19 protein-coding genes and 2 pseudogenes are annotated in these 25913 nt (G+C 69.9%); 14 read left to right on the plus strand and 7 right to left on the minus strand.

What is annotated here, in order from left to right:
* Positions 1–106 precede the first annotated feature (106 nt).
* Together PH203_RS24730 and pruA are read left to right on the plus strand one after the other, a co-directional pair.
* Positions 107–1033, plus strand: a complete 927-nt coding sequence (locus PH203_RS24730; protein ID WP_289922683.1) for a proline dehydrogenase family protein — start codon at positions 107–109, stop codon at positions 1031–1033.
* A 38-nt stretch (positions 1034–1071) separates the two neighbouring features.
* Entirely contained in the window at positions 1072–2703 is a 1632-nt protein-coding gene (gene pruA, locus PH203_RS24735; RefSeq protein WP_289922684.1) for an L-glutamate gamma-semialdehyde dehydrogenase, read from the plus strand.
* Positions 2704–2790: 87 nt separating this feature from the next.
* On the opposite strand, the gene PH203_RS24740 is transcribed toward pruA, so the two are convergent.
* A complete protein-coding gene (locus PH203_RS24740; RefSeq protein WP_289922685.1) occupies positions 2791–3786 on the minus strand; it encodes an NADP-dependent oxidoreductase in 996 nt (331 codons plus the stop codon).
* 109 nt (positions 3787–3895) lie between these two features.
* Between PH203_RS24740 and PH203_RS24745 the strand changes: the two genes are divergently transcribed.
* Positions 3896–4792, plus strand: coding sequence for a LysR family transcriptional regulator (locus PH203_RS24745; RefSeq protein WP_289922686.1), 897 nt, complete (start codon positions 3896–3898; stop codon positions 4790–4792).
* A 236-nt stretch (positions 4793–5028) separates the two neighbouring features.
* On the plus strand, positions 5029–5160 hold the full coding sequence (locus tag PH203_RS24750; RefSeq protein ID WP_106982032.1) for a hypothetical protein: 132 nt from the start codon (positions 5029–5031) through the stop codon (positions 5158–5160).
* A 58-nt stretch (positions 5161–5218) separates the two neighbouring features.
* On the opposite strand, the gene PH203_RS24755 is transcribed toward PH203_RS24750, so the two are convergent.
* Positions 5219–6781: a metallophosphoesterase family protein gene (locus tag PH203_RS24755; protein WP_289922687.1), complete on the minus strand. Its 1563-nt coding sequence runs from the start codon at positions 6779–6781 to the stop codon at positions 5219–5221.
* Between the two features lie 144 nt (positions 6782–6925).
* On the opposite strand from PH203_RS24755, the gene PH203_RS24760 reads away from it, so the two are divergent.
* Positions 6926–7969 carry a 3-isopropylmalate dehydrogenase gene (locus PH203_RS24760; RefSeq protein ID WP_289922688.1) on the plus strand — a complete coding sequence of 348 codons (1044 nt, stop codon included), beginning with the start codon at positions 6926–6928 and terminating at the stop codon, positions 7967–7969.
* Between the two features lie 260 nt (positions 7970–8229).
* On the plus strand, positions 8230–9318 hold the full coding sequence (locus tag PH203_RS24765) for a branched-chain amino acid aminotransferase (protein ID WP_289922689.1): 1089 nt from the start codon (positions 8230–8232) through the stop codon (positions 9316–9318).
* On the opposite strand, the gene PH203_RS24770 is transcribed toward PH203_RS24765, so the two are convergent.
* Positions 9315–10751 (minus strand): cytosine permease, encoded by a 1437-nt coding sequence (locus PH203_RS24770; protein ID WP_289922690.1) that lies wholly within the window; start codon positions 10749–10751, stop codon positions 9315–9317. The genes PH203_RS24765 and PH203_RS24770 overlap by 4 nt on opposite strands.
* 125 nt (positions 10752–10876) lie before the next feature.
* Between PH203_RS24770 and ureA the strand changes: the two are divergent.
* The 6 genes and pseudogenes from ureA to cimA all read left to right on the plus strand — a co-directional run.
* Positions 10877–11548 (plus strand): annotated as a pseudogene (gene ureA, locus PH203_RS24775) (urease subunit gamma); the annotation flags it as partial.
* A 221-nt stretch (positions 11549–11769) separates the two neighbouring features.
* On the plus strand, positions 11770–13482 hold the full coding sequence (locus PH203_RS24780) for an urease subunit alpha (protein WP_289922691.1): 1713 nt from the start codon (positions 11770–11772) through the stop codon (positions 13480–13482).
* Between the two features lie 17 nt (positions 13483–13499).
* Positions 13500–14519, plus strand: coding sequence for an agmatine deiminase family protein (locus tag PH203_RS24785; protein WP_289922692.1), 1020 nt, complete (start codon positions 13500–13502; stop codon positions 14517–14519).
* A gap of 10 nt (positions 14520–14529) precedes the next feature.
* Complete coding sequence (locus tag PH203_RS24790) at positions 14530–15135, plus strand: TetR/AcrR family transcriptional regulator (protein ID WP_289922693.1); 606 nt, start codon at positions 14530–14532, stop codon at positions 15133–15135.
* 125 nt (positions 15136–15260) lie between these two features.
* Positions 15261–16454 (plus strand): hypothetical protein, encoded by a 1194-nt coding sequence (locus PH203_RS24795; RefSeq protein WP_289922694.1) that lies wholly within the window; start codon positions 15261–15263, stop codon positions 16452–16454.
* A gap of 310 nt (positions 16455–16764) precedes the next feature.
* Positions 16765–18369, plus strand: a complete 1605-nt coding sequence (cimA, locus tag PH203_RS24800) for a citramalate synthase (RefSeq protein ID WP_289922695.1) — start codon at positions 16765–16767, stop codon at positions 18367–18369.
* Between the two features lie 19 nt (positions 18370–18388).
* Here cimA and PH203_RS24805 read toward each other — a convergent pair whose 3' ends face one another.
* The 3 genes from PH203_RS24805 to PH203_RS24815 are packed head-to-tail and all read right to left on the minus strand — an operon-like array spanning position 18389 to position 21932.
* Positions 18389–21193 (minus strand): hypothetical protein, encoded by a 2805-nt coding sequence (locus PH203_RS24805; RefSeq protein WP_289922696.1) that lies wholly within the window; start codon positions 21191–21193, stop codon positions 18389–18391.
* An 8-nt stretch (positions 21194–21201) separates the two neighbouring features.
* On the minus strand, positions 21202–21393 hold the full coding sequence (locus PH203_RS24810) for a DUF397 domain-containing protein (protein WP_289922697.1): 192 nt from the start codon (positions 21391–21393) through the stop codon (positions 21202–21204).
* A complete protein-coding gene (locus PH203_RS24815; protein ID WP_289922875.1) occupies positions 21390–21932 on the minus strand; it encodes a DUF5753 domain-containing protein in 543 nt (180 codons plus the stop codon). The genes PH203_RS24810 and PH203_RS24815 overlap by 4 nt, the downstream gene beginning before the upstream one ends.
* Positions 21933–21967: 35 nt before the next feature.
* Between PH203_RS24815 and PH203_RS24820 the strand changes: the two are divergent.
* A pseudogene (locus PH203_RS24820) lies at positions 21968–22150 on the plus strand (ATP-binding protein); the annotation flags it as partial.
* A gap of 6 nt (positions 22151–22156) precedes the next feature.
* On the opposite strand, the gene PH203_RS24825 reads toward PH203_RS24820, so the two are convergent.
* Complete coding sequence (locus tag PH203_RS24825; protein WP_289922698.1) at positions 22157–22615, minus strand: hypothetical protein; 459 nt, start codon at positions 22613–22615, stop codon at positions 22157–22159.
* A gap of 270 nt (positions 22616–22885) precedes the next feature.
* Here PH203_RS24825 and PH203_RS24830 point away from each other — a divergent pair, with 270 nt between their 5' ends.
* Positions 22886–25909 carry a glycoside hydrolase family 3 N-terminal domain-containing protein gene (locus tag PH203_RS24830; RefSeq protein ID WP_289922699.1) on the plus strand — a complete coding sequence of 1008 codons (3024 nt, stop codon included), beginning with the start codon at positions 22886–22888 and terminating at the stop codon, positions 25907–25909.
* Positions 25910–25913: the final 4 nt, after the last annotated feature.

Below are 25913 nucleotides of genomic sequence, written 5' to 3' on the forward strand. Positions count from 1 at the left end.
TGTCTGAGATCTGCGGCACGGATGCGTGACAGCTGTCGATGGCAGACGATCGGAGGGATCCTTAGGTTTCGCGGTGGTTCTATCTGCTGGTTTGTGGAGGTGCCCCGTGCTGGGTCCCGTGATTCTTGCCGCGTCGCGCAGCGACCGGATGCGACGCCTGATCTCGGCGGCCCCGGTGACCAAGCAGGTCGTCGACCGCTTCATCCCGGGTGAGACGGTCGACGAGGTCGTACCGATCATCGAGGACCTCACGGCCAAGGGCCTGGAGCTGACGATGGACGTCGTCGGCGAGGACATCACCACCCCCGAGCAGGCCGAGGCCGCCCGGGACGCGTATCTGGAGCTCGTCGACCGGCTCAAGGAGCTGGAGCTGGGCACCCGCGCCGAGATGTCCGTGAAGCTGTCGATGTTCGGACAGGCGCTCCCCGGCGGCCACGAGCTCGCGCTCGCCAACGTCAGGCCCGTCGTCGAGGCCGCCGCCGCCATCGGCACGACCGTCACGCTCGACGCCGAGGACCACACCACCCTCGACTCGATGTTCGCCATCCACGAGGAGCTGCGGAAGGACTTCCCGCAGACCGGCTGTGTCATCCAGGCCTACCTCTTCCGCACCGAGGCCGACGCCCGCCGTCTCGCCGAGGCGGGCAGCCGCGTCCGGCTCGTGAAGGGCGCCTACAAGGAGCCCGCCGAGGTCGCGTACCAGCAGAAGCATGAGATCGACAAGGCGTACGTCCGCATCCTGAAGACTCTGATGGAGGGCGAGGGGTACCCGATGATCGGCTCCCACGACCCGCGCCTCATCTCCATCGCGCAGGAACTCGCCCGCGAGGCCGGACGCAAGCTCGACGAGTACGAGTTCCAGATGCTGTACGGCATCCGCAGCGACGAGCATCTGCGGCTCGCCGCCGAAGGCCACCGCATGCGCGTCTACACCGCCTACGGCACCGACTGGTACGGCTACTTCATGCGGAGACTGGCGGAGAAGCCGGCGAACCTCCTCTTCTTCGTCCGCTCGACCCTCACCAAGGGCTGACCCGAACACCCGCTCACGTACAAGGAGTTACGGATCTCATGGACGCTGTGACCCAGGTCCCCACCCCCGTCAACGAGCCGGTGCACGGCTACGCCCCCGGCTCGCCCGAGCGTGCCCGCCTGGAGGCCAAGCTCAAGGAGCTGGCCGAGAACCCGATCGACCTGCCGATGACCATCGGCGGCGAGAAGCGGATGGGCGGCGGTGAGCGGTTCGACGTCGTGCAGCCGCACAACCACAAGTCCCGCCTGGGCACTTACGCCAACGCCACCCAGCAGGACGCCCAGGACGCGATCGACGCGGCCCTCGCCGCCGCGCCCGCCTGGCGCGCGATGTCCTTCGACGACCGTGCCGCGATCATCCTGCGCGCCGCCGAACTCCTCGCCGGTCCCTGGCGCGAGACGCTGGCCGCCTCGACGATGCTCGGTCAGTCGAAGACGGCCCAGCAGGCCGAGATCGACACCCCCTGTGAGCTCGTCGACTTCTGGCGCTTCAACGTCAAGTACGCCCGCGACCTGCTCGCCGAGCAGCCCCCGGCGAACTCCCCGGGCGTCTGGAACCGCCTCGACCACCGCCCGCTCGAAGGCTTCGTCTACGCGATCACGCCGTTCAACTTCACGGCGATCGCGGGCAACCTGCCCACCGCGCCCGCGCTGATGGGCAACGTCGTCGTCTGGAAGCCGTCCCCGACCCAGACCCACGCCGCCGTGCTGCTCATGCAGCTCCTGGAGGAGGCGGGCCTGCCCAAGGGCGTCATCAACCTGGTCACGGGTGACGGCATCGAGGTCAGCAAGGTCGCACTGGTCCACCGCGACCTCGCCGGCATCCACTTCACCGGCTCGACCAAGACCTTCCAGTACCTGTGGAAGACGGTCGGCAACAACATCGAGAAGTACCGCTCCTACCCGCGTCTCGTCGGCGAGACCGGCGGCAAGGACTTCGTGGTCGCCCACCCGAGCGCGGACAAGGCGATCCTCAAGACCGCCCTGACCCGTGGTGCGTTCGAGTACCAGGGCCAGAAATGCAGCGCCACCTCCCGCGCCTACATCCCGGCGTCGATCTGGAACTCCGGCTTCAAGGAGGAGTTCGCGGCCGAGGTCGACTACCTGACCATGGGTGATGTCACCGACCTGTCGAACTTCATCGGCGCGGTCATCGACGAGCGCGCGTTCGCCAAGAACAAGGCGGCCATCGACCGCGCCAAGTCCGACCCCACCTGCACGATCGTCGCGGGCGGTTCGTACGACGACTCGGTCGGCTACTTCGTGCGCCCGACCGTCGTCGAGTGCACCGACCCGGAGAACGAGGTCTTCACGACCGAGTACTTCGGCCCGTTCCTCGCGGTGTACGTCTACGAGGACGACCAGTACGACGAGATGCTGGCCCAGATGGAGTCGGTCTCGGACTACGCCCTGACCGGCTCGGTCATCGCCGGTGACCGCGCGGCGGCCGCCTACACGATGGAGAAGCTGCGCTACGCGGCCGGCAACTTCTACATCAACGACAAGTCCACCGGTGCCGTCGTCGGCCAGCAGCCCTTCGGCGGCGGCCGCGCGTCCGGCACCAACGACAAGGCCGGCGCCCCGCAGAACCTGATGCGCTGGACCCTGACCCGCGCCATCAAGGAGACGCTGGTCCCGCCGACCGACTACGCGTACCCGCACATGGGCTGACGGTCGGTCAGAGAAGCTGAGGGGCCGGGTGGCGCACCCGGCCCCTCGCCTTTTCCGCCCACCGTTCTCCCCTCGCCGTTCTCCGCGTCACGCCCTCGCCCGCACCAGGATCTTCCCGGTGTTCCCACCTCGCAGCATCAGCAGGAACGCCTCCACGATCTCCTCGAACCCCTCCACCACCGTCTCGTCCGGTGCGAGCGCCCCGCTGAGGAGATGGGGTACGGCGAACTCGTACAGCTCCTCCTGGACATCGCGGTAGTGGCTCACCAGGAAACCCTCGATGCGGAGGCTCTTCTCCACCACGTCGGCGTGGTTGAAGACCACCGGCGGGGCGTCCGGCGTGTTGTACTGGCTCACCGTGCCGATGCGGACCACTCGCCCGCGTTCCCGCAACGCCCCGATCGCCGCGCCCAGATGGTCGCCGCCGACGTTGTCGACGAAGACGTCGATGCCGGTGGGGGCGGCCTTCATCAGCAGGTCGGTGACCGGGCCGTCGTGGTAGTCGAACGCCTCGTCGTAGCCGACCTGTCGGGTCAGGTGGCGGACCTTCTCCGGCGAGCCCGCGCTGCCGATCAGGCGGCCCGCGCCCAGCAGGCGTGCGAAGCGGGCCGTTGCCGTGCCGACGCCGCCCGCTGCCGCCGAGACGAACACGTCGTCGCCCTCGCGGAGCCGGGCGATCCGGGTCAGGCCGACGTACGCCGTGAGGCCCGTGCCGCCGAGGATGCTCAAGTACGCGGACAGGGGGACGCCTTCGTGGTGCGGCAGGCGTCTGGTCTCCTCCGGAGTCACCACCGCGTGCGTACGCCAGCCCTGCCGGTGGAAGACGATCTCGCCCTCCGGAAGCCCCGGGTGGCGTGAGGCCACCACCCGGCCCAGGGTGCGGCCCTCCAGCGGGGCGTTCAACTCGAAGTCGCCGTCCATCATTTCGCGGTGGTAGGGGTCGACCGACCAGTAGAGGTTCTCCACCAGTGCCGTGCCGGGGGCCGGCGTCGGCACCGGGGACTCCACGAAGGCGAAGTGGTCCGGGGTCGGGAAGCCCGTCAGGCGGGCGGTCTGGTGCACGGTGATCGCGGTGTCGGTCATGGGAGCCGACCGTAGGGAGGAATGCCGGCCGGGAGCAGAGGGTTGCGCTCATGGAACAGGCACATCCATGAGCCGTGGCTCATAGCAGCAGGTGGGGGACCCCGTATCCATGAACGACACCGTCGATCTCGCGCCGCACGATCTCCGTACCCTCGTGGCCGTCGCCGAGGAGGGCGGGTTCTCGGCCGCCGCCCTCCGCCTCGGCACGACCCAGTCCGCCGTCTCGCACGCCGTACGCGGCATCGAGCGGAAGCTGGGTGTGGTGCTGTTCGAGCGAGGGCGGTACGGGGCTCGGCCGACGGCCGCCGGGGCACGGGCCGTTGCCCACGCGCGCCGGGTCCTGCGGATGCTGACCGTGCTCGTCGCCGAGACCAGAAGCGCCGAGGGCAACGAGGTCCGCGGCCCCCTCCGTATCGCCGCCTTCCGCAGCGCCGCCCTGCACCTCCTCCCGCCCGTCCTCGAACGCCTCGCCGCCCGTCACCCCGCGATCGAGCCGACCGTCACCGTCGTACGCGAGGTCGGGGCGGGCACGGCAGGGGAGGTCGTGGAAGGGCGGGCCGACCTCGGGATCGCCACCTTCGGGACCAGTTCCCCCATCCCGTCGCAGCTCGTCGGCGACGTACTCCTCGAAGAGCCGTACTCCCTGGTGCACCCGGCCGGGCACCCCGAGCCGCGCTCGCTCCCGCTCGTCGACTGGCTGGAGAACTGCTCCTCCTACACCCGCACCTGGTGGGCGGCCCAGGACTGGATCCCCACCGCGACCGTCCGCGCCGAGGACGACGGGGCGGTGCTGTCGATGGTGGGCAGCGGGCTCGGGATGGGGATCATGCCCGCGCTCTCCCTCGCCGATGTGCCGTCCGCCGTCGAGATCACCGACCTCGGGCCCGACCGTCCCACCCGTCAGGTCGGGTATGTCACGACCCCCGAGCTGGCCGCCTCCGCCGCCGTTCGGGCGCTGGTGCGGGAGTTGCGCGGTCATGTGAAACCGCAGGTCAGTGGGGTGTGACCCACTGCACTGTCTCAGATAGTAGGAAGTCCGAGTAATTGTGGAGACAGACAGACGGTCCTCCCTTAGCTTTGTAGAAGCCGAACGTCTCGCTCGATCAAGCGAATGGCGGTCGTGAGCCGGGCCCCATGCAGGCAACCCCTGCGGCACCGCTCCCCGCCCCTTCCGGCGTCTCGCAACCCTTTGTGCACTCCATGAACTTGTGCACTCCATGAATTCGAAGGAGTCGATTTCTCATGGCCGAGACGACCGTCCGCCGTCGAGTCCGTCACACCTCCCGTACGAGCGAGTCCGACCGCAAGAACGCCGCGGCCGCCCTCCAGCGCGCCCTCGACCGCCGTGACAACGGCGGCTCGACCGGCCACTGAGGCCCGCCGCCGTTCCGAAGATCCGGGAGCCGCACCCGCACCGGGGTGCGGCGCGGGCTCACGCCCCGCGCCGCACCTCGAAATGGTCGATCCTGTCGCCGTTCTGCGCCAGCGCCGACACCTTGAGCCGCGCCGCCGTACCGCTCTGCGCCTCCACCTTCAGGAGCGAGAACCCCCGGTAGCGCACCCGTGACCACTCCACGGTCTCCGCCTTCGAGGCCCGTGACTTCGTCCACTGGAAGGTGTCGACGGAGTCGTGGTCGTGCACATGGCCCTCGTAGCTCTCCCGCACGCCCACCGGGAAGCCGTACAGATCCTTGCCGCCGCCGCCCGCGGTCACGTACACCGTGCCGTCCCGCGTCGGGTCGGTCGACGCGCCGATCGGTACCCGCCTGCCCACCTCGCCGCCCTTGATGGCGTCGGTGCGCTCATAGACGTGGTTGTGCCCGTTGATCACCAGGTCCACCTGGTGCTTGGCGAACAGCGGCACCCACTCGTCCCGCAGCCCGCCGTCGGAGGCGTGCGACGAGGTGGAGTACGCGCAGTGGTGGAAGAAGACGACCACGAAGTCCACCCCCTTCGCCTTGCGCAGCTCACCGAGCTTCCCGTCCAGCCACGCCGTCTGCTTCCCGCCCGTGTGACCGAGGTTGGCGGGGATCTCGTACGACACGTCGTTGGCGTCCAGCGCGACGAAGCCGACGTTGCCGTAGGTGAAGGCGTACACCCCGGGCGCGGTCCGGGCGTCGAAGCCGCTCTCCGGGAGGGACCAGCGGGCGAGCTGGCCGCCGTAGCCGTCGGGGGAGTACCAGGCCTCCATGTCGTGGTTGCCGGTCGTCACCATCCACGGGACCGACCGCGCGACCTCCTCGTTCTGTTTGAGGAACAGATCCCAGAAGCCGGGGTCGTACGCGTCCGTCTTGTCGCCCCGCCCATTGGCGTTGGCGTAGCAGATGTCGCCCGCGTGGAGGTGGAAGGCGGGGTTCTGGCGCAGCAGGACGTTGTCGTTGGCGGCCGCGGCCCTGCCGACGCCCTGGTCGCCGAAGGCCGTGAAGACGAACCTCTCGGGGCTCGCGGGGGCGGTGCGGAACGACGCGATCGTCGAGCGGTGGGCCGCTTCGGCCGGGTCCAGACCGTCGTGGCCCACGCCGTAGTAGTACGTCGTCCCGGGGCGCAGTCCGTCGAGCGCCGCGTGCAGGTAGTACTGGTCCAGTGCCAGCCGTACGCCGGTGACGCCCGGGGTGTGCAGGGCGCGGACCTCCGCCTCGATCTTGCGGCTCAGGTCGTCCGGACGGGTGCCGATCCGGACGTACGGCCGCTTCACCGCGAGCGGGACCTGCCAGGAGATCCGCATCTGGGTCTTCGGGTCGGCGCCGAAGGCGAGATGGCGGCCGAAGGGGGCGACGGCCGATCCGTGCACCTTGGCGGTGGGGGACGGTGTGGCGGTCGTCCTCCCGGACGGGGAGCTGTTTCCCGAGCAGCCGGTCAGCAGGCCGCCCGCCACCGCGCCGGCCGTCACCAGGGTGCGGCGCCGGGTCAGCTTGGTGCGCAGGTACTCGTACTGCTCGGCCATGCTCATCCGGCGTGCGAGCTGCGGCGGGATGCCGAAGTCGGGAAGGTCCATGGCAGTGAAGTTCCCAGCGAACCTCAACACCCGCCATACGTACGGGTGAACGCCAGTCGAAGGGCTGACGCCCGGGCCGCGCTCCAGTGTCCGTATGGCGGACATCGAGTGTCATTCCATGGGACGAGGAGTAGGGTGCCGGACATGTCTCGCAGCATCAATCTCGCAGTGATTCCGGGTGACGGCATCGGCCAGGAGGTCGTGGCCGAAGGCCTGAAGGTCCTCTCCGCCGTCCTTCCGCAGGATGTGAAGCTGGAGACGAAGGAGTACGACTTCGGCGCCAAGCGGTACCACGCCACCGGTGAGACCCTCACCGACGCCGACGTGGACGCGCTGAAGAAGCACGACGCCATCCTCCTCGGCGCCATCGGCGACCCGTCGGTCCCCTCCGGTGTCCTGGAGCGCGGCTTCCTGCTCAAGCTCCGCTTCCTCTTCGACCACCACGTCAACCTGCGGCCGTCGAAGCTGCTGCCGGGTGTCGCCACCCCGCTGGCCGGCGAGCCGGAGATCGACTTCGTCGTGGTCCGAGAGGGCACCGAGGGCCCGTACACCGGCAACGGCGGCACGATCCGCAAGGGCACCCCGCACGAGGTCGCCACCGAGGTCTCCGTGAACACGGCCTTCGGTGTCGAGCGGGTCGTCCGGGACGCCTTCGCCCGCGCCCAGGCCCGCCCCCGCAAGAAGCTCACGCTGGTCCACAAGAACAACGTGCTGTCCTTCGCGGGCCACCTGTGGACGAACGTCTTCAACAAGGTGGCCGAGGAGTTCCCCGAGGTCACCACCGACTACATCCACGTCGACGCGGCCACGATCTACCTGGTCACCGACCCGGGCCGGTTCGACGTGATCGTCACCGACAACCTCTTCGGCGACATCATCACCGACCTCGCCGCGGCCGTCTCCGGCGGCATCGGCGTCGCCGCGAGCGGCAACATCAACCCCTCCGGCGAGTTCCCGTCGATGTTCGAGCCCGTCCACGGCTCGGCGCCCGACATCGCGGGCCAGGGCAAGGCCGACCCCACCGCCACGGTCCTGTCCGTCGCGCTGCTCCTGCGTCACCTGGGCTTCGAGTCCGAGGCCGCCCGTATCGAGGACGCGGTCTCGACCGACCTCGGCGAGCGGGCCGGCAAGCCCGCCCGCAGCACCTCCGAGATCGGCGACGCGCTCGCCGTACGAGTAGCCGGCTGACCCCGCGCCACTCGAATCCCACGAGTCATTCGAAGCCGCCGGGTCGCATCCGCACCCGGCGGCTTTTCATACCTCCCCGCCGGGTGCCACCATCATCCCCTGGGTCGCATTCACGCCGTTTTCGTCCTCAGCGCCCCGCGAGCGATAATCGAACGCGGAGCCGCAGAATGAGGGCATGCTCGGACGTCCTAGCACTGGCCACTGACAGTAGAGGGCGTGAGCGCGGCCCGTCACACACAACCGGTGAAGGACAACCACTCATGACGACGCCCACGATCGAGCTCAAGCCCTCGGCCTCGCCACTTTCCGACGCGGAGCGCGCGGCGATCCTGGCGAACCCCGGGTTCGGCCGCCACTTCACCGACCACATGGTCACCATCAAGTGGACCGAGGGCCGCGGCTGGCACGACGGCCAGCTCGTGCCGTACGCCCCCATCCCGCTCGACCCGGCCACGACGGTCCTGCACTACGCGCAGGAGATCTTCGAGGGGCTCAAGGCGTACCGTCAGCCCGACGGGTCCGTCGCCATGTTCCGTCCGGAGAAGAACGCCGAGCGCTTCCAGCGGTCCGCGCACCGCCTCGGCATGCCCGAGCTGCCGGTCGAGACCTTCATCGAGGCCTGCGACCTCCTCGTCCAGCAGGACGAGGCCTGGGTCCCGGCGCACGGCGGCGAGGAATCCCTCTACCTCCGCCCCTTCATGATCGCCACCGAGGTCGGCCTGGGCGTCAAGCCGGCCAACGAGTACCTGTTCCTGGTCATCGCGTCCCCGGCCGGCGCGTACTTCCCGGGCGGCGTCAAGCCGGTCTCCATCTGGCTCTCCGAGGACCGCGTCCGCGCCGTCCCCGGCGGCATGGGCGACGCGAAGACGGGCGGCAACTACGCGGCCTCCCTGCTCGCCCAGGCCGAGGCGGCCGCCAAGGGCTGCGACCAGGTCTGCTACCTCGACGCCGTCGAGCACAAGTGGATCGAGGAACTCGGCGGGATGAACCTGTACTTCGTGTACGGCGACAAAATCGTCACGCCGGCGCTGACGGGTTCCATCCTGGAGGGCGTCACCCGTGACTCGCTGCTGACCGTCGCCCGCGACCTCGGCTACCGGTCCGAGGAAGGCCGCGTCTCCATCGACCAGTGGCAGCGCGACTCCGAGAACGGCACCCTCACCGAGGTCTTCGCCTGCGGCACCGCCGCCGTCATCACCCCGGTCGGCACGGTCAAGCGCGCGACCGCCGAGTGGCAGCAGAGCGGCGGCGAGCCGGGCGAGGTCACGCTGAAGCTGCGGCAGGCGCTGCTCGACATCCAGCGCGGCACGGCCGAGGACAAGCACGGCTGGATGCACAAGCTGGGCTAGTCGTCGACCAACAGGGCCGTCGCGGACACCGTTTCGGGTTCCGCGGCGGCCCTTTCGCGTGCCGGCATCAGCAGCAGATACGTGACTCCGCCGACCAGCCCCGACAGCACGAAGCCGCAGTCGACCCCGCCCGTCCACGCCACCAGCGGACCCTCGTACCAGGGAAGCGACACCGCCAGCGATCCGACCGCCGCGCCCAGCGCCCATGACACCGTCGCCGGGATGTTCCAGCCGCCCCGGAACCAGTAGATCCCGCCGCGCGCACGGCGGTTGAAGACCTGGAGGGCCTCCGCGTCGTACACGCCACGACAGCGGGCGAAGCCGATGAGGGTGATGACCGCCCACGGGGTGCCGACGGCCGTCAGGAGCAGGACGAAGGATGTCATCGCGTCCTGCGCCGTGGAGGCGTAGTGCCCGACGAAGACGCAGGCCGTGGCGACGACCGCGACCGTGTACGTGGCCCGCGCCCGCGAGACCCGCGGGAGTATCGCGTCCAGGTCGAGGCCCATCGAGTACAGCATCAGCCCGGCGTTGCCCACCGAGCCCGCGGAGGCCGCCAGCAGCAGCGGGACCAGGTACCACCCGGGCGAGGCGGCCACCAGCGGTCCGGCGTAGTCGAGGGCCGCGCCCGCCGCGTACGCCGTGAAGGTGCCGAAGAGCTGCGGGACCAGCAGACCCAGCATCAGGCCGAGCCAGGTGGCGCGCAGCACGCGGCGCGAGGAGTGACGGGCCGGTGAGATGTAGCGGGTGTAGTCGCCGAGGAGGGTGATGAAGGCGATCGGCCCCGACAGTCCCGCCGCCACCGCCGACAGGAGCCAGGTCTGCCAGAAGCCGCCCAGCAGATAGCCGCCGGCCTGCGGCAGCGCGTCCGTCGTGAAGTGCGGGGCGTAGGCGAACACACCCAGGACCAGCAGGGCCGTCATCCCGACCGCCAGCACCCGGGACATCGCCAGCAGCACCCGGTACCCGTACACCGCACCCGCCACCGTGGCCGCCGCGAGCAGCCCGTAGACCACGCCGTACGACATCCCGCTCGCCGGCAGTCCCACCAGCCGGCCCAGGGTCCCCACCATCACATCGCCGCCGATCCACACCGTCAGCGCGGTGTAGCCCAGGGCCAGCAGCAACCCGACCACCGAGCCGACAAGCCGGCCCCGTACGCCGAACTGGGCGCCGGAGGACGTGGACAGGTTGGTCGCGGAGCGGAACGAGACCAGTGCGAGAGGGGCGGTGAACGCGGTTCCCACCACCGTGCCGGCCACGACCGAGGTCACCGACGCCCACCAGCCGAGACCGAACGACGGCGGCAGCCAGCCGAAGACGATCACGCCCAGGCAGAGGTTCGAGCCGAGCAGGATCGAGACGAGATCCCGGGGGTCGCTGGTGCGTTCCTCGTCGGGGATGGTGTCGACTCCGCGCTGTTCCATGGGCATGGTGCGTCTCCCTGGGTCCCTCGATTTGAGTGACGTTCAATGTGTTCTGTCCTCTGCTCTGCCGTCAAGTCTTTGTTTGTCGACATCTTCGTTTTAGAGTGTTGCTCTAAAGCGAAAGGAACGACATGCGGCTGACCCCCACCGAACGCGACCGCCTGCTGCTCTTCGGCGCCGCCGAGCTGGCCCGGGCGCGTAGGGCCCGCGGCCTCAGGCTCAACGTGCCGGAGGCCACCGCGCTGATCGCCGACACCGTGTGCGAGGCCGCCCGGGACGGGGCGCGGCTCGCCGAGGCGATCGAGCGGGCCCGGGGTGTGCTCGGTCCGGACGACGTGCTGCCCGGGGTGGCCGATGTCGTCACCGAGGTGCATGTCGAGGCCGTCTTCGACGACGGGTCGCGGCTCGCCGTCGTGAGCGATCCGATCGGTGGCGGGCTGGGCGACCAGGCCCCCGGCGCGCTGCTGCCGGGGCCCGAGCACGCCGAGCCCGAGGCGGTCGTACGGCTGACGGTCACCAACACCGCGACCGTCCCCGTCTCCGTCACCTCCCACTTCCACTTCTTCGAGGCCAACCCGCGTCTCGACTTCGACCGGGGCGCCGCCTACGGCCTGCGGCTCGCGGTGCCCGCCGGATCGTCCGTGCGGTTCGGGCCGGGGGAGTCGCTGGAGGTCGGGCTCGTGCCGATCGGCGGTGCGCGGGTCGCGATCGGGTTCGCCGGGCTCGTGGACGGGCCGCTGGACGCGCCGGGCGCCCGCGAGGAGGCCCTGCGCCGGGCGGCGGCCTGCGGTTACCTGGGCATCCGCGACGGGGCGGCCGACGGGGCGACCGACGGGGCGACCGTGCTCGGCGCCGGTGCGCCCGGTGGTTCGGGCATCGGCGACAGGGCGCCCGATCGAGAGGCTGCGCTCGGGGCCGACGCGTCCGGTGGCGCGGAGATCCGTGCCGAGACGACCGGCCGACGGACTTCCCCCGGCGCCGGTGCCCCCGGCGCTCCGGTGACCCTCGACGAGGAGGCCGCCCGATGAGCCGTCCCGGAGGCCACCCGGCCGAGGCCCGCCGCCTCACCCCGTACGAGTACGCGTCCACCCACGGCCCCCGCGCCGGCGACCGCATCCGCCTCGGCGACTCGGGGCTCGTGATCCGCGTCGAGGCCGACTCCCAGAAGTACGGCGACGAGTTCCTCGCCGGCTTCGGCAAGACCGCCCGCGACGGGCTGCACCTCAAGGCCGCCGCCGTGCGGGAGACCTGCGATGTCGTGATCAGCAACGTCGTCGTGATCGACGCGGCGCTGGGCATCCGGAAGGTGTCGATCGGTATCCGCGAGGGACGGATCTGCTCGATCGGGCGCGCCGGTAACCCCGACACCCTCGACGGCGTCGACGTCGTCGTCGGCACCGGCACGTCCATCGTGTCCGGTGAGGGGCTCATCGCCACCGCAGGAGCCGTCGACACCCACGTCCATCTGCTGTCGCCGCGGATCATGGAGGCCTCACTGGCGTCCGGCGTGACCACGATCATCGGGCAGGAGTTCGGCCCGGTGTGGGGCGTCGGCGTCAACTCGCCCTGGGCACTGCGGCACGCCTTCAACGCCTTCGACGCCTGGCCGGTCAACATCGGCTTCCTGGGCCGGGGTTCGTCCTCCCACAAGGCACCCCTGATCGAGGCGCTCGCCGAAGGCGGGGCCAGTGGCTTCAAGGTGCACGAGGACATGGGCGCCCACACCCGGGCGCTGGACACCGCCCTCCGTGTCGCCGAGGAGCACGACGTCCAAGTCGCCCTCCACAGCGACGGCTTGAACGAATGCCTCTCCGTCGAGGACACCCTCCGGGTCCTGGAGGGCCGCACCATCCACGCCTTCCACATCGAGGGCTGCGGCGGCGGACACGTCCCCAACGTCCTGAAGATGGCCGGCGTCCCGAACGTCATCGGCTCCTCCACCAACCCCACCCTCCCCTTCGGCCGGGACGCGGTCGCCGAGCACTACGGCATGATCGTCTCCGTCCACGACCTGAAGACCGACCTGCCCGGCGACGCCGCCATGGCCCGCGACCGCATCCGCGCCGGGACCATGGGCGCCGAGGACGTCCTGCACGACCTGGGCGCGATCGGCATCACCTCCTCCGACGCCCAGGGCATGGGCCGCGCCGGCGAGACCGTCCGCCGCACCTTCGCCATGGCCGGGAAGATGAAGGCCGAGTTCGGCGCCGAGAACGACGACCACGACAACGAGCGCGTCCTGCGGTACATGGCCAAGCTGACGATCAACCCGGCCATCGCGCACGGACTCTCGCACGAGGTCGGCTCCATCGAGGCCGGCAAGCTCGCCGACATCGTGCTGTGGCGCCCGGAGTACTTCGGCGCGAAGCCGCAGCTGGTCCTGAAGTCCGGCTTCCCGGCGTACGGCGTGGTCGGCGACCCCAATGCGGCCACCGACACCTGCGAACCGCTCGTCCTCGGCCCGCAGTTCGGCTCGTACGGCGCCACCCCTGCCGACATCTCGGTCGCCTTCGTCGCCCAGGCGGCCCTGGACCAGGGAGGCGACACCATGCCGACCCGGCGTCGACGCGTGGCCGTCCGTGGCACCCGTGGTATCGGCCCCGCCGACCTGCGCCTCAACTCCCGTACCGGAGCGGTCGATGTCGACCAGCGCACCGGACTGGTGACCCTGGACGGCGAACCGCTGCGCTCCGAACCGGCCGAGTCCGTCTCCCTCAACCGCCTGTACTTCCTCTGAGACTCCCGGAGTTCCTCATGACCTACCGCATGCCCGCCGAGTGGGAGCCCCACGAGCGCACCTGGATGGCCTGGCCCGGCCCCAACGCGACCTTCACCGACGACGAGGAGCTCGCGGGGGCCCGCACCGCGTGGGCGTCCGTGGCCCGCGCGGTGCGCCGCTACGAACCGGTGACGATGGTGCACGGGACCGGCCAGGGCGAGTCCGCGCGCGAACTGCTCGGCCCGGACGTCGAGTTGGTGGAGCGGGAGCTCGACGACGCGTGGATGCGCGACATCGGTCCGACGTTCGTGACCGATGGCCGAGGGCGCCTCGCCGCCGTGGACTGGGTGTTCAACGGCTGGGGCGCCCAGGACTGGGCGAGCTGGGAGCACGACTCCAAGATCGCCCGCCATGTCGCGGACCTGGCCGGAGTGCCCGTGCGAAGCAGCGCACTCGTCAACGAGGGCGGCGCGATCCACGTCGACGGCGAGGGCACCGTCCTGCTCACCGAGACCGTCCAGCTCGGCTCCGGCCGCAACCCCGGCTGGACGCGGGAGCGGGTCGAGGCGGAGATCCACGCCCGGCTCGGCACCACCAAGGCGATCTGGCTCCCGCACGGCCTCGCCGGCGACTACGGGACGTACGGCACACAGGGCCACGTCGACATCGTCGCCGCCTTCGCGCGGCCCGGCACGGTCGTCGTCCACAGCCAGCGCGACCCTGCCCACCCCGACCACGCCCGCTCGCGCGAGTACATCGAGATCCTGAGCGGCGAGACCGACGCGAAGGGCCGCCGCCTGGAGGTCGTCGAGATCCCGGCGCCGACGGTCCTCAAGGACGAGGACGGCGAGTGGGTCGACTACTCGTACATCAACCACTACCTCTGCAACGGCGGACTGGTGCTCTGCGCCTTCGACGACCCGAACGACGAGATCGCGGCGGGCATCTTCCGGCGACTGTTCCCCGGGCGGACGGTGACGCTGGTGGACGCCCGTACCATCTTCGCGGGCGGTGGAGGCATCCACTGCATCACACAGCAGCAGCCGAAGATCTAGGAGCCGACGGATGGCCGGTGCGCGCAGGAACGCGCCGCCGCGCGGGGACGTCCTCGCCGCCGCCATGGAGATGATCGCCGAACGCGGCCTGGAGAAGCTCACCATGGCGGCCCTCGGCCGCGAGGTCGGGATGAGCAGCGGCCACCTCCTCTACTACTTCCACTCCAAGGACGAGCTGCTGCTGCAGACCCTGGAGTGGAGCGAGGGACGCCTCGGCGCAGAGCGGGGGCGGCTCCTCGCCCGTACGGGCACCGCACGGGAACGGCTCGATGCGTACGTCGACCTGTACATCCCCGACGGCCACCGCGACCCGCACTGGACCCTCTGGCTGGAGGTCTGGAACCGCTCGCAGAGCGCTGCCGTCGAATCGGACGCCCGGGAACGCCAGGCCGCCATCGAGGGCGCCTGGCACCGCGACCTGGTGGCCCTGCTGGCGGAGGGCGTGTCGCGAGGGGAGTTCCGGGCCGTCGACCCGGACCGGTTCGCCTCCCGGCTGCGGGCCCTGCTGGACGGCTTCTCCATCCATGTGGCGATCGGCCTGCGAGGCACCGACCGGCAGATGATTCTCGGCCATGTACGGGACTTCCTGAACGACGGCCTTCTCGCGGACGCGTGATGCCCCGCCCGGGTTGTACGCAATAAGACCCATTGACCCTGTGGCCGGTGGTGCGTTTGCCTCGAAGGGAGCCCTTGGCGCGGGCCGGGGGTGAAGCGTCAAACGACCACTACGGGGGAACCACCATGCACCGCACGAAGCGGGCCGTCGCGCTCGCCATCGTTGTCACCGCCGCCACGGCGGCCCTGACCGCACCCGCGGCGACCGCCGCACCGAGGGCCCCGCACACCGAGCCGATCAGCGTCACTCCGGAGGGCAAGGCGGCCGCCGGCGCTTCCGACAACGCCGTCATCAGCCGCAACGGCCGCTACGTCGGCTTCGATTCGACGGCGGAGGACCTCGACCCCCATGTGCCGCACGGCGGCATGTACATCCGCGACCTGCACACCGGGAAGCTCCGCTTCTCCGGGTTCGGCAGCATCCTCGCGATCCTGAACGACGGGCGCTACCTCTACCACCAGAACGACGTCGTCCTGAACGACCCGCGCACCGGCAAGGAGGTGAAGTTCGGCATCGAGGCTCCCGAGGGCTTCGAGGGGCCGATCGGTGACGTCTCCGTCAGCCAGAACACCCGCTACGCCGTCTTCACGCTCCAGGAGACCGGCGAGGGCCGCGTGGTCTTCCTGCGGGACCGGGTCGCCGGCACCACCCAGCGGATCAGCCAGCCCAGGCCCACCTGGGAGCCGCGCAACGCCTCCGAGCCGACGGTCAGCGACGACGGCAAGCGGGTCGTCTACCAGTACAACTACGCGAACGGCCCGCGCGGCGACGACTGGGGCGACGTATGGATGTACGACCGCACCACCGGCGAGCGCACCCTCGTCGACCGCTCCTACGACGGCTCGCAGACCGAACGGGAGTCGACGTCCCCGTCCATCAGCGGCGACGGACGCACCGTCGTCTTCGAGTCCGCCGACACCCACCTGGTGCCCGGCGACACCGACGCCAGCTGGAACGTGTTCGTGCACGACGTCGCCACGGGCGTCAACCAGCGCCTCCACGCGCCCCACGACGGTGCCTCCCGGGTCTACACCCAGGACCCCGCCGTGAGCGCGAACGGCCGGTACGTCACCTTCACGGGCCGCGTCGACGGTCTGCCCGGCGGCGCCCGCTACCCGGTCTACCTGCGGGACCTCAAGACGGGCACGACCACCCTGGTCACCCCCGACCCCACCGGCGCCCCGGCCTCCGCGGGGGTCGAACCGGGCGGCATCGCGGACGGTGCCCGGCGGATCGTGTTCGTCTCCTGGGACGGCACGCTGATCCCGGGCGGGGACACCAACGACGAGCGGGACGTGTTCGTACGCCACCTGCGCTGACCGGCGGCGTGCTCGCATCCTGAGACGGACGGTGAGCGCGGGGGCGACTTGTGCCAGACTGCCCCCGTGCTCTCGTTCGCCATGATTATCGGCAGCAGGCGCGCCGGTCCGCAGTGACCGCCACGTACGACCAGGTACGGGCGGACACCGTCGTCCTCGACCCGCGCGCAGACCTCTCGCACCCGCGAGAGGTTTTTCGCTTTTCTGGCCCACCCGCAGCCGGAGGCGAGAGCGCGAGGGAGTATGTGGGGACGGTGGAGCCGGTCATTCCGGTACAGACCGCGATTTCATCCTCAGGAGCCTTGAGACCATGACCGCAACCAGCGAGCTCGACGATCAGTTCCACGTCTTCGACACCACCCTGCGCGACGGCGCCCAGCGCGAGGGCATCAACCTCACCGTCGCGGACAAGCTGGCCATCGCACGGCACCTGGACGACTTCGGCGTGGGCTTCATCGAGGGCGGCTGGCCCGGCGCGAACCCGCGGGACACGGAGTTCTTCGCCCGCGCGCAGGCGGAGATCGACTTCAGGCACGCCCAGCTGGTCGCGTTCGGTGCGACCCGCCGGGCGGGCGGGAAGGCGTCGGAGGACCCCCAGGTCAGGGCCCTGCTGGACTCGGGCGCCCCGGTGATCACGCTGGTCGCGAAGTCCCACGACCGGCACGTCGAGCTGGCGCTGCGCACGACGCTGGACGAGAACCTGGAGATGGTCAGGGACACGGTCTCGTTCCTGGTCGCCGAGGGCCGCCGCGTCTTCGTCGACTGCGAGCACTTCTTCGACGGCTACCGCGCGAACCCGGAGTACGCGAAGGCGGTCGTGAGAGCGGCGTCGGAGGCCGGCGCCAGCGTGGTCATCTTGTGCGACACCAACGGGGGCATGCTCCCGGCGCAGGTCCAGGCGGTCGTCTCGACGGTCCTCGCCGACACGGGTGCCCGCCTCGGCATCCACGCCCAGGACGACACGGGCTGCGCGGTCGCCAACACCCTGGCCGCGGTCGACGCGGGCGCGACCCACGTCCAGTGCACGGCGAACGGCTACGGCGAGCGCGTCGGCAACGCCAACCTCTTCCCGGTGGTCGCGGCCCTGGAGCTGAAGTACGGCAAGAAGGTCCTGCCGGAGGGCAAGCTGCGCGAGATGACGCGCATCTCCCACGCGATCGCAGAGGTGGTCAACCTCACCCCATCGACACACCAGCCGTACGTGGGCGTCTCGGCCTTCGCGCACAAGGCCGGCCTGCACGCCTCCGCCATCAAGGTCGACCCGGACCTGTACCAGCACATCGACCCGGAGCTGGTGGGCAACACCATGCGCATGCTGGTCTCCGACATGGCGGGCCGCGCCTCGGTCGAGCTGAAGGGCAAGGAACTCGGCGTGGACCTCGGCGGCGACCGCGAACTGGTCGGCCGGGTCGTGGAGCGCGTGAAGGAACGCGAGCTCAAGGGCTACACCTACGAGGCGGCGGACGCGAGCTTCGAACTGCTCCTGAGGGCCGAGGTCGAGGGCAGGCCCCTGAAGTACTTCACCGTCGAATCCTGGCGCGCCATCGTCGAGGACCGCCCCGACGGCAGCCACGCCAACGAGGCCACGGTCAAGCTCTTCGCCAAGGGCGAGCGCATCGTCGCCACGGCGGAGGGCAACGGCCCGGTCAACGCGCTGGACCGCGCGCTGAGGGTGGCCCTGGAGAAGATCTACCCCCAGCTCGCCAAGCTCGACCTCGTCGACTACAAGGTCCGCATCCTGGAGGGCGTGCACGGTACGCAGTCCACGACCCGGGTGCTGATCTCCACGTCCGACGGGGCGGGGGAATGGTCGACGGTGGGGGTTGCGGAGAACGTGATCGCGGCGTCTTGGCAGGCGTTGGAGGATGCGTACACCTACGGTCTGCTGCGGGCGGGGGTGGAGCCGGCGGAGTAGGACCCCGTTTCCCGGTCTGTCACCAGCGCCGGGGGTGCCAGTTGCAGATGGTCCCCCGGGGCGCCGGGATCACGACGGTCGGCAGTGAGCCTTGTGCGGTGACCGGGGCCAGGTCCCAGGCCTTGCGGATGTCGTCTATGAGGGTGCGTGCGCTGCAGGGCGAGACGCCCAGCTCCTGACGGGCCTCGGCGAGCAGGTTGAGACGTCCGTCGGGATGCTGGGCGGCGACCGTCCGGCGTGCGGTGAAGTCGCGCCGTCCGAAAATGTCCAGCAGCGTGAGCGAGAAGTAGGCGTAGGCGGCGGCCTCGTCGACGAGGCGTCGTGACTCGTCGGACACGCCGGCCGCTTCCTGGGCGGCGAAGTGCGTGAGCGCGAGACGCATGTCGCGGTCGGGTCCCGGGCAGGGACAGGTGGCCCGCAGATGGGCCACCAGCGTGCGGAACGACCCCAGCACGCCCATGGTGTTGCGGTCCCACTGCTGCTTGGCGAGCAGAGTACGGAAGCCCGCGAGCGTCTCTGACAGTTCCTCGGTGATCAACGTATGGGCCACTTGGTGCAGTTCGGACTGCTCCCTGTTCGTCCGCACCTCAAGCAGGCGTCGGCCGTAGCGGATCAGATCTCGCGGTATGCCGCCGGACAGGGCGTGGGCGAGCGCGATGTGCGCATCGCCGATGCCCCGTGCCCGGCGCTTCAGGATGTCCGTCGACTCGCGGAGCGTGCCCGGCATGACATGGAGTACGTCGTCCAGGGAGCTGTCGGTGACGTCCCGGTTCGGCAGGCCGCGGCGGACGAACGCGGCCCCCACGTCCTCTGCGACGGAGATCAGGTAGTGCACGTGCGGCACCCCGAGGATGCCTTTGATCTCGGCGAGGAAGGCGAGGGCCTGGGCGTCGGTGCCGAGACGGTCGACCTCGTCGATCGCGATGACCACCCGGTTTCCCTTGTCGTGCTCGTCCTGCGCGATCCGGCCGAGCAGTTCCCTGAACTCGGCGACCAGGAGTGGGTAGTTGGGCGGGACCGAGGTCAGGCCGCTGGTGTGGGAGGTGCCCAGGGTGAGGAACTGGGTGGCGCCCGTGGTCATGCCGGCGGTGGAGTTCTGCACGGTCTGGAGCCGGTAGAGGTGGTCTCGGCAGGCGGTGACGAGCGGCGGCGCCAGGCGTGGCGGCGACCACGACCGGCGCAAGAGCTTGCGGAGCAGGAGCCCGAGGAGGATGGCGCCCAGCCGGAACGGGGTCTCGTCGTCGGTGAGGAGGGGGCTGGTCGTCCCGTTGGCGGCGATGAGAGCCAGCATGAGGAAGGGCCACAGCAGCGTGAAGAGGCCGAGACACCATTTCCAGTCCACCGACCAGACGCCCACGTGCCACCTGGGTGGGTCGAACGAGGACTCAAGGTGGTAGTAACCCGCCGCGAGCCAGGCGGCCAGCAGGAGAGCGGCCAGCCCGAACAGGGGCAGCACCTGACCTGTGCCCGTGCTGCTGAAGTGGTCCCGGATATCAGGGTCGAAGACAAGTGAGGCAAGCGGGACGACGATGAGCCCGGAAGCCATCGCCTCGACTGCCGTCCTGCCGAATCCGCCGAGGATCCTGGGGAAGGATCTGGAGTGGCGCAGAACCCACAGGAACCCGCCTACGAGGGCCAGGGCGAAGGCGGCCGCCGGTGCTCTGCCCTGCAGCACGTCCTGCGTGAAGTGGCCGAGTCGCTCCAGAGCGTCGGAGACGTGCGGCCATCCCCATACGCCGTGCTCGCTCTCGACCGACTCCTTCGTGACCGCGAACAGTCCGAGGCCGACGAGAAGGGCCGCGGGCAGCGCGTAGGGGAGCAGCCGCAACAGACCTCTGAGCGGTTCGACGACCGTCCGCCGCAGCCGGTGGAGATACGACAGCCGCACCAGCTCGGGTGCCTCGTGGCCCGCCCTGGTGATGTACTCCCGGCACACGCTGACGAACAGGGAGATCAGGAACTCGTGCGGGGCGTACGCGGCGGGAGCGTGTGCGAAGACCGAGAAGTCCCGCGACCGTACGGCACTGCGCATGAGCGTCGTCTTGCCCACGCCGCGCGGACCGCTCACGGCGATCGTGCCGTCCGCCAACTGGTCTATCTTGCTGCCAAGTTGCCATGCGGAGCGGCTGCTGACGACGTACGACATCTGGTGCTGGGAGCGCAGTCCCTCATCGCTGCCGGTCACCAGGAGCGTGCCGAGGTCATCGCCGATGAGCTCCTCGACGGTGTGCACCACCTCCGCGTGCAGCCCATGGAAGTAGACCTGATCGATCCACGCTGCCCCGCGCCACCGCTCCAGCAGCCACAGCCCGAGCGTGACAGGCCCCAGCAGCGCCAGGCGCAGCGCCCGCAGCCCCCCGCCGGGGTCCGGGGCGGGCGGGCTCGGCATGGAAGGCCGGGCCAACGCGAGCCCTGGGGCGAAGAGCAGGAAGAGGAGGATTCCCAGAACGACGTAGGGCGGGAGGCTCGAAAAGAACAGCGCGACCGTCACGGCGCAGAAGGCCAGCACCCCCGCGATCCAGGGCAGGAACTTCTTGTTCTCCCGGACATTGCTCGGCGACAGGGGCTCGGGCAGCGCCCAGCGGAACCAGTCGTTTCTACGACGCGCGGTGCGGTAATCCGTCAGAGACGCGCGTGGGATGCCGCCCGTCACCGCCTGGACACGGGAAGGCGAACACATCGCCTCCACCACGGCCTCGACCGTCACCGCCGGCCGCTGCTCCAGCAGTTCGCTCAGCCGCCCGTCGGCCAGACAGATCCGAACCGCCTTCTTGTACAGCTCCTTCTCGGGCTCACTGCCCCACGTAAACCCCCCGTCGGTCATGGCCGTGCCTAGACGCTGCGCTTGCTCCGCCGGGCCAGCCCGAGGAAGGCGTCCCAAGTGCCGGGTGCCACAGTGAAGAGGGGCCCGGAGTTCTTGGAGTCACGGATGTGGACGGCGGAGGGCTGGGTGGCGACCTCGACGCAGTCGCCGCCCTCGCTGCCGCTGTAGCTGGACTTGAACCAGTGAAGTGCGGTGCTCATCGGTCTCCTAGCAATCCCTGCAAGAAGCGCGCACTCTCATCCGGCGAGAGGGCCTGTGACCGCAGCATTCCATACTTCAGGTCATAGTCACGGACCTCTTCCGGATCACTGACGAGGAAGCTGGCGCGCTGAACCTCCAGGTAGACCAACCGGTCGTGATCGGGCGTCTCCAGCAGCACCATGGGGCCGTCGAGACACGCGTGCGGGGCCATTTCCGTCGGCATGATCTGGAAGCTCACGTGGACCGGTTCGGTGTAGTCCAGGATCTGCTGGTACTGCTCCCGCATCACCTCCGGCCCGCCGACCTGCCGTCGCAGGATGCCTTCCTCGATGACGAAGTGGCAGACAGGAGGCCGCTTCCGCTGAAGCACCAACTGGCGCTCCATACGCGCGCTCACCCACTGCTCGGCCGTCTCACTGCCGATGGCCGGATACCGGTAGCCGAAGACGGCCCGGCAGTAGTCCCGGGTCTGGAGCAGTCCTGGAATCGCCAGGCTCTGGTACGACAGAAAGCTGTACGCCTCCTGCTCATGCTCCACCAACGACTGCGCGAACCGGTCTGACCCTCACCACCGACGAAGTCCTCCTCGTTGAGGTAGCGGACAGCGGCCCGGGAGAGATCCGCACTCTGGACGCCCCCGACCTCACCGCAGAGGCGGAAGGCGGCCGAGGCCTCCTCCTCGTCGCCGCGCTCGCCGACAACTGGGGCGTACGGGAACGGGATCCCGGCAAGGTGGTGTGGTGCGAGTTCGGATGAGTGCCCTCAGCAGGAGTCCTCAGCGAGCTCCTCGAACTCGTCGAGGCTCATCGCCCGGCCGTCGGCCCAGACCTGGCCGGGCTCCAGTTTCCCGATGTCCTCGGCGGAGAATTCGACGACCCCGTTGTAGGAGTCGGGGGTGATGTAGTGCCCGAAACGCAGCGAATACCGGTGTTTGGGGAGGAGCGACTGCGCGCCCAGGTGCCGGGCCTGCCAATCGGCGGGCGGTGAGAACAGCGGGAAGTCTGCGTCGCCCTGCAGGTTCTCCTTGTCGACCTCCCACCCCGTGGTGCTCGTTCCGTCCTCGGCGGACCCCGTCCACCCGTCGAGCGATGGATTGATGTACTCGTCGTCTCCGCACGGCCGCAACAGCGCATGTGGCGCACCGTTCGCCTCGATCCGTACTCCTGCCAGCGGCAGATCGACAGCCGAGCACCCGCTCAACAACCCCACGGCCCCACCCACCAGAGCCACCTCGACGACAACCCGCCGTCTTCTCACAGCCGCCACCCCCACCGACCCCCACCGACCCCTGCCCCCGACGATCCCACCCCGCGAACACCATGACGCCCCATTCCCATTGCGGTCGCACAACGCGCCTGGTGAGAAGCGACATCAGCCCTGTTCCCCACGTGCCGGAATGGCCGACGCGATGTCTTGACGGGCCTGCGAGCCGTCAGTTCACTCACGGGCAGTCAACAACGAGAGCCGAACGAGAGCCCAGGGGGAAGCTCCATGCGAAGAACCGCCCTGCTCGCCTCCGTCACCCTGTTAGCCGGCCTGGTACCCCTCGCGGCAGCCCAAGCCGCCGCCGACCCCGCCCCCACCCCCGTCCCCATCGACCGCTTCGAAGGCGAGGTCCCCTTCCAGGGCCCGCCCGCCGAGGGCATCTTCACCTGGGGCGGCGACACCGACGACCCGCCGACACTCCAGCTCAGCGCCCGCGCAGACGCCCCCGAGGGCGAGAAGGTCCTCTCCGGCACCTACGACATCAGCGGCTACGGCGGCTTCACCCACGACTACGCCTTCGCCGAACCCGCCCACGACTGGTCGGCCCACAGGGGCATCCGCTTCTGGTGGGAAGGGCAGAACAACGGCAAGAAGATCGCCTTCGAGCTGAAGGACGGCGGCGCCAACGGCGAGGCCTCCGAGTTGTGGACGACGACCTTCACCGACGACTTCACCGGCTGGAAGCAGATCGAGATCCCGTTCGGCGACTTCGCGTACCGGACGGACTACCAGCCCGTCGGCGGTATCGACCAGATCCTCGGCCTCACCGAGATGTGGGGTTACGCCGTCACACTCCCCACCGGCGGCCCCGGCCAGTTCGCCATGGACGGCGTCGAGTTGTACGGCAAGGCCGACCAGTCCCTGCGCGCCTCGGTCCTCACCGACTCCGCCGTCTACCCGACCGACGAGGGTGGCAAGGCGACCGTGCGCATCTCCGTCGCCACCACCGGCTCCGCCCCCCTCGACGAACCGGTCACCGTCACCTACGAGACGGCCGCCACCGGCACCGCCGAACCCGGCAAGGACTACACCCCCGTCTCCGGCACTCTCACCTTCCCGGCCGGTACGACGTCCGGCACCGCCCGGACCGTCACCGTCCCGATCCTCAAGGACAGGCCCGCCGAGTCCGCCGAGACGATCCCGCTCAACCTCACCGTCACCGGGGCCAAGCCCCCGGCCGAGACTCCGCAGGTCGTCATCGACGCGCACGGACTGCCGTATCTGAACGGCAAGTTGCCCATCAAGGCGCGCGTCGCCGATCTCCTCTCCCGGATGTCCCTCGCGGAGAAGGCCGGCCAGATGACCCAGGCGGAGCGCGGCGCGGTCTCGGACCCCGCCGACATCGCCGCCTACGTCCTCGGCTCGCTTCTCTCCGGAGGCGGCTCGACGCCCACGCCCAACACCGCCGAGGCCTGGGCCAAGATGATCGACGGCTTTCAACTCCGCGCCCAGGCGACCAGGTTCCAGATCCCGCTCATCTACGGCGTCGACGCGGTCCACGGCCACGGCAACCTGGTCGGTGCCACGATCACGCCCCACAACATCGGTCTCGGTGCCTCCAGGAACCCCCAACTCGCCCAGAGGACAGGCGAGGTGACCGCCGCCGAGGTCCGGGCCACCGGCATCCCCTGGGACTTCGCCCCCTGCCTCTGCGTCGCGCGCGACGAACGCTGGGGCCGCACCTACGAGTCCTTCGGCGAGGACCCGGCCCTGGTCGACTCCATGGAGACGATCATCCAGGGCCTCCAAGGGGCCAAGAACGGAAAGGACTTGAAGGACGACGACAAGGTCCTCGCCACCGCCAAGCACTTCGTCGGCGACGGCGGCACCGAGTACGGCTCCTCCACCACCGGCACGTACACCATCGACCAGGGCGTCACCAAGGTCACCCGGCAACAGCTGGAGGCCGTCCACCTCTCCCCGTACAAGACCGCCGTGGACCGCGGAGTCGGCACGGTCATGCCGTCCTTCTCCTCCCTCGACATCCTCGGCGACGGCCAGGGCCCGGTGAAGATGCACGCCCGCGCCGACATGATCAACGGCGTGCTGAAGGGCCGTATGGACTTCGACGGGTTCGTCATCAGCGACTGGGACGGCATCGACCAGATCCCCGGCGACCGCGCCTCCGACGTCCGTACGTCCGTCAACGCGGGCGTGGACATGGTGATGGTCCCGTACGCCTTCCGGGAGTTCCACGCGGCCCTCGTCGCGGAGACCGAGGCCGGACGCGTCACCGGACAGCGCATCGACGACGCCGTGTCCCGCATCCTCACCCAGAAGTTCCGCCTGGGCCTCTTCGAGAAGCCGTACGCCGACACGAGCGGTGCCTCGAAGATCGGTTCCGCCGGGCACCGGGCCGTGGCGCGGCAGGTGGCGGCCGAGTCGCAGGTACTGCTGAAGAACGCGGGCGGGCTGCTGCCGCTGAAGAAGTCGCAGAAGGTGTACGTGGCCGGTTCCAACGCCGATGACATCGGCAACCAGACCGGCGGCTGGACCGTCACCTGGCAGGGCGCCTCAGGGGACACCGTCCCCGGCACGACGATCCTGGAGGGACTGCGCGGCGCCGGCGGTGACATCACGTACTCCAAGGACGCCTCCGCCCCGCTGACCGGCCACGACGTCGGTGTGGTCGTGGTCGGCGAGACCCCGTACGCCGAGGGGCAGGGAGACGTCGGCAACGGCCACGATCTTCAGCTGTCCGACTCGGACAAGGCGGCCGTCGACAAGGTGTGCGCGGCGATGAAGTGCGCGGTGCTGATCGTCTCCGGCCGCCCCCAGCTGATCGGCGACCGCCTGGACGCGATCGACGCCCTGGTGGCCTCCTGGCTCCCGGGCACGGAGGGCGACGGCGTCGCGGACGTCGTCTACGGCAAGCGCCCCTTCACCGGCCAGCTCCCCCTCACCTGGCCGAAGTCGGAGGCCCAGCTGCCGATCAACGTCGGCGACGCGGCGTACGACCCGCAGTTCCCGTACGGCTGGGGCCTGACCACCCTCACCAAGGTCCCGGAGGGCGGTACGGCCACCCTGCGGGCGCTGGGCATCGCGGCGACGGCGGCGGAGAAGGCGGGCGCCGATGACGCGGGCCGGGCGCTGGTGAAGAAGGCGCGGCTGATGGTCCAGCAGAGGCAGAAGATCACCGCGGCGTTCGCGGCCCCCTTCGCCGACGCCGACCACCTCCTCCTCACCGGACGGTACGGAAAGGCGGTGGAGAAGCTGACGGAGGCGTACAAGGCATCGACGACCGGCTGAGGCC

This window comes from Streptomyces sp. S.PB5 (genome assembly GCF_030403745.1).
Taxonomy (GTDB): domain Bacteria; phylum Actinomycetota; class Actinomycetes; order Streptomycetales; family Streptomycetaceae; genus Streptomyces.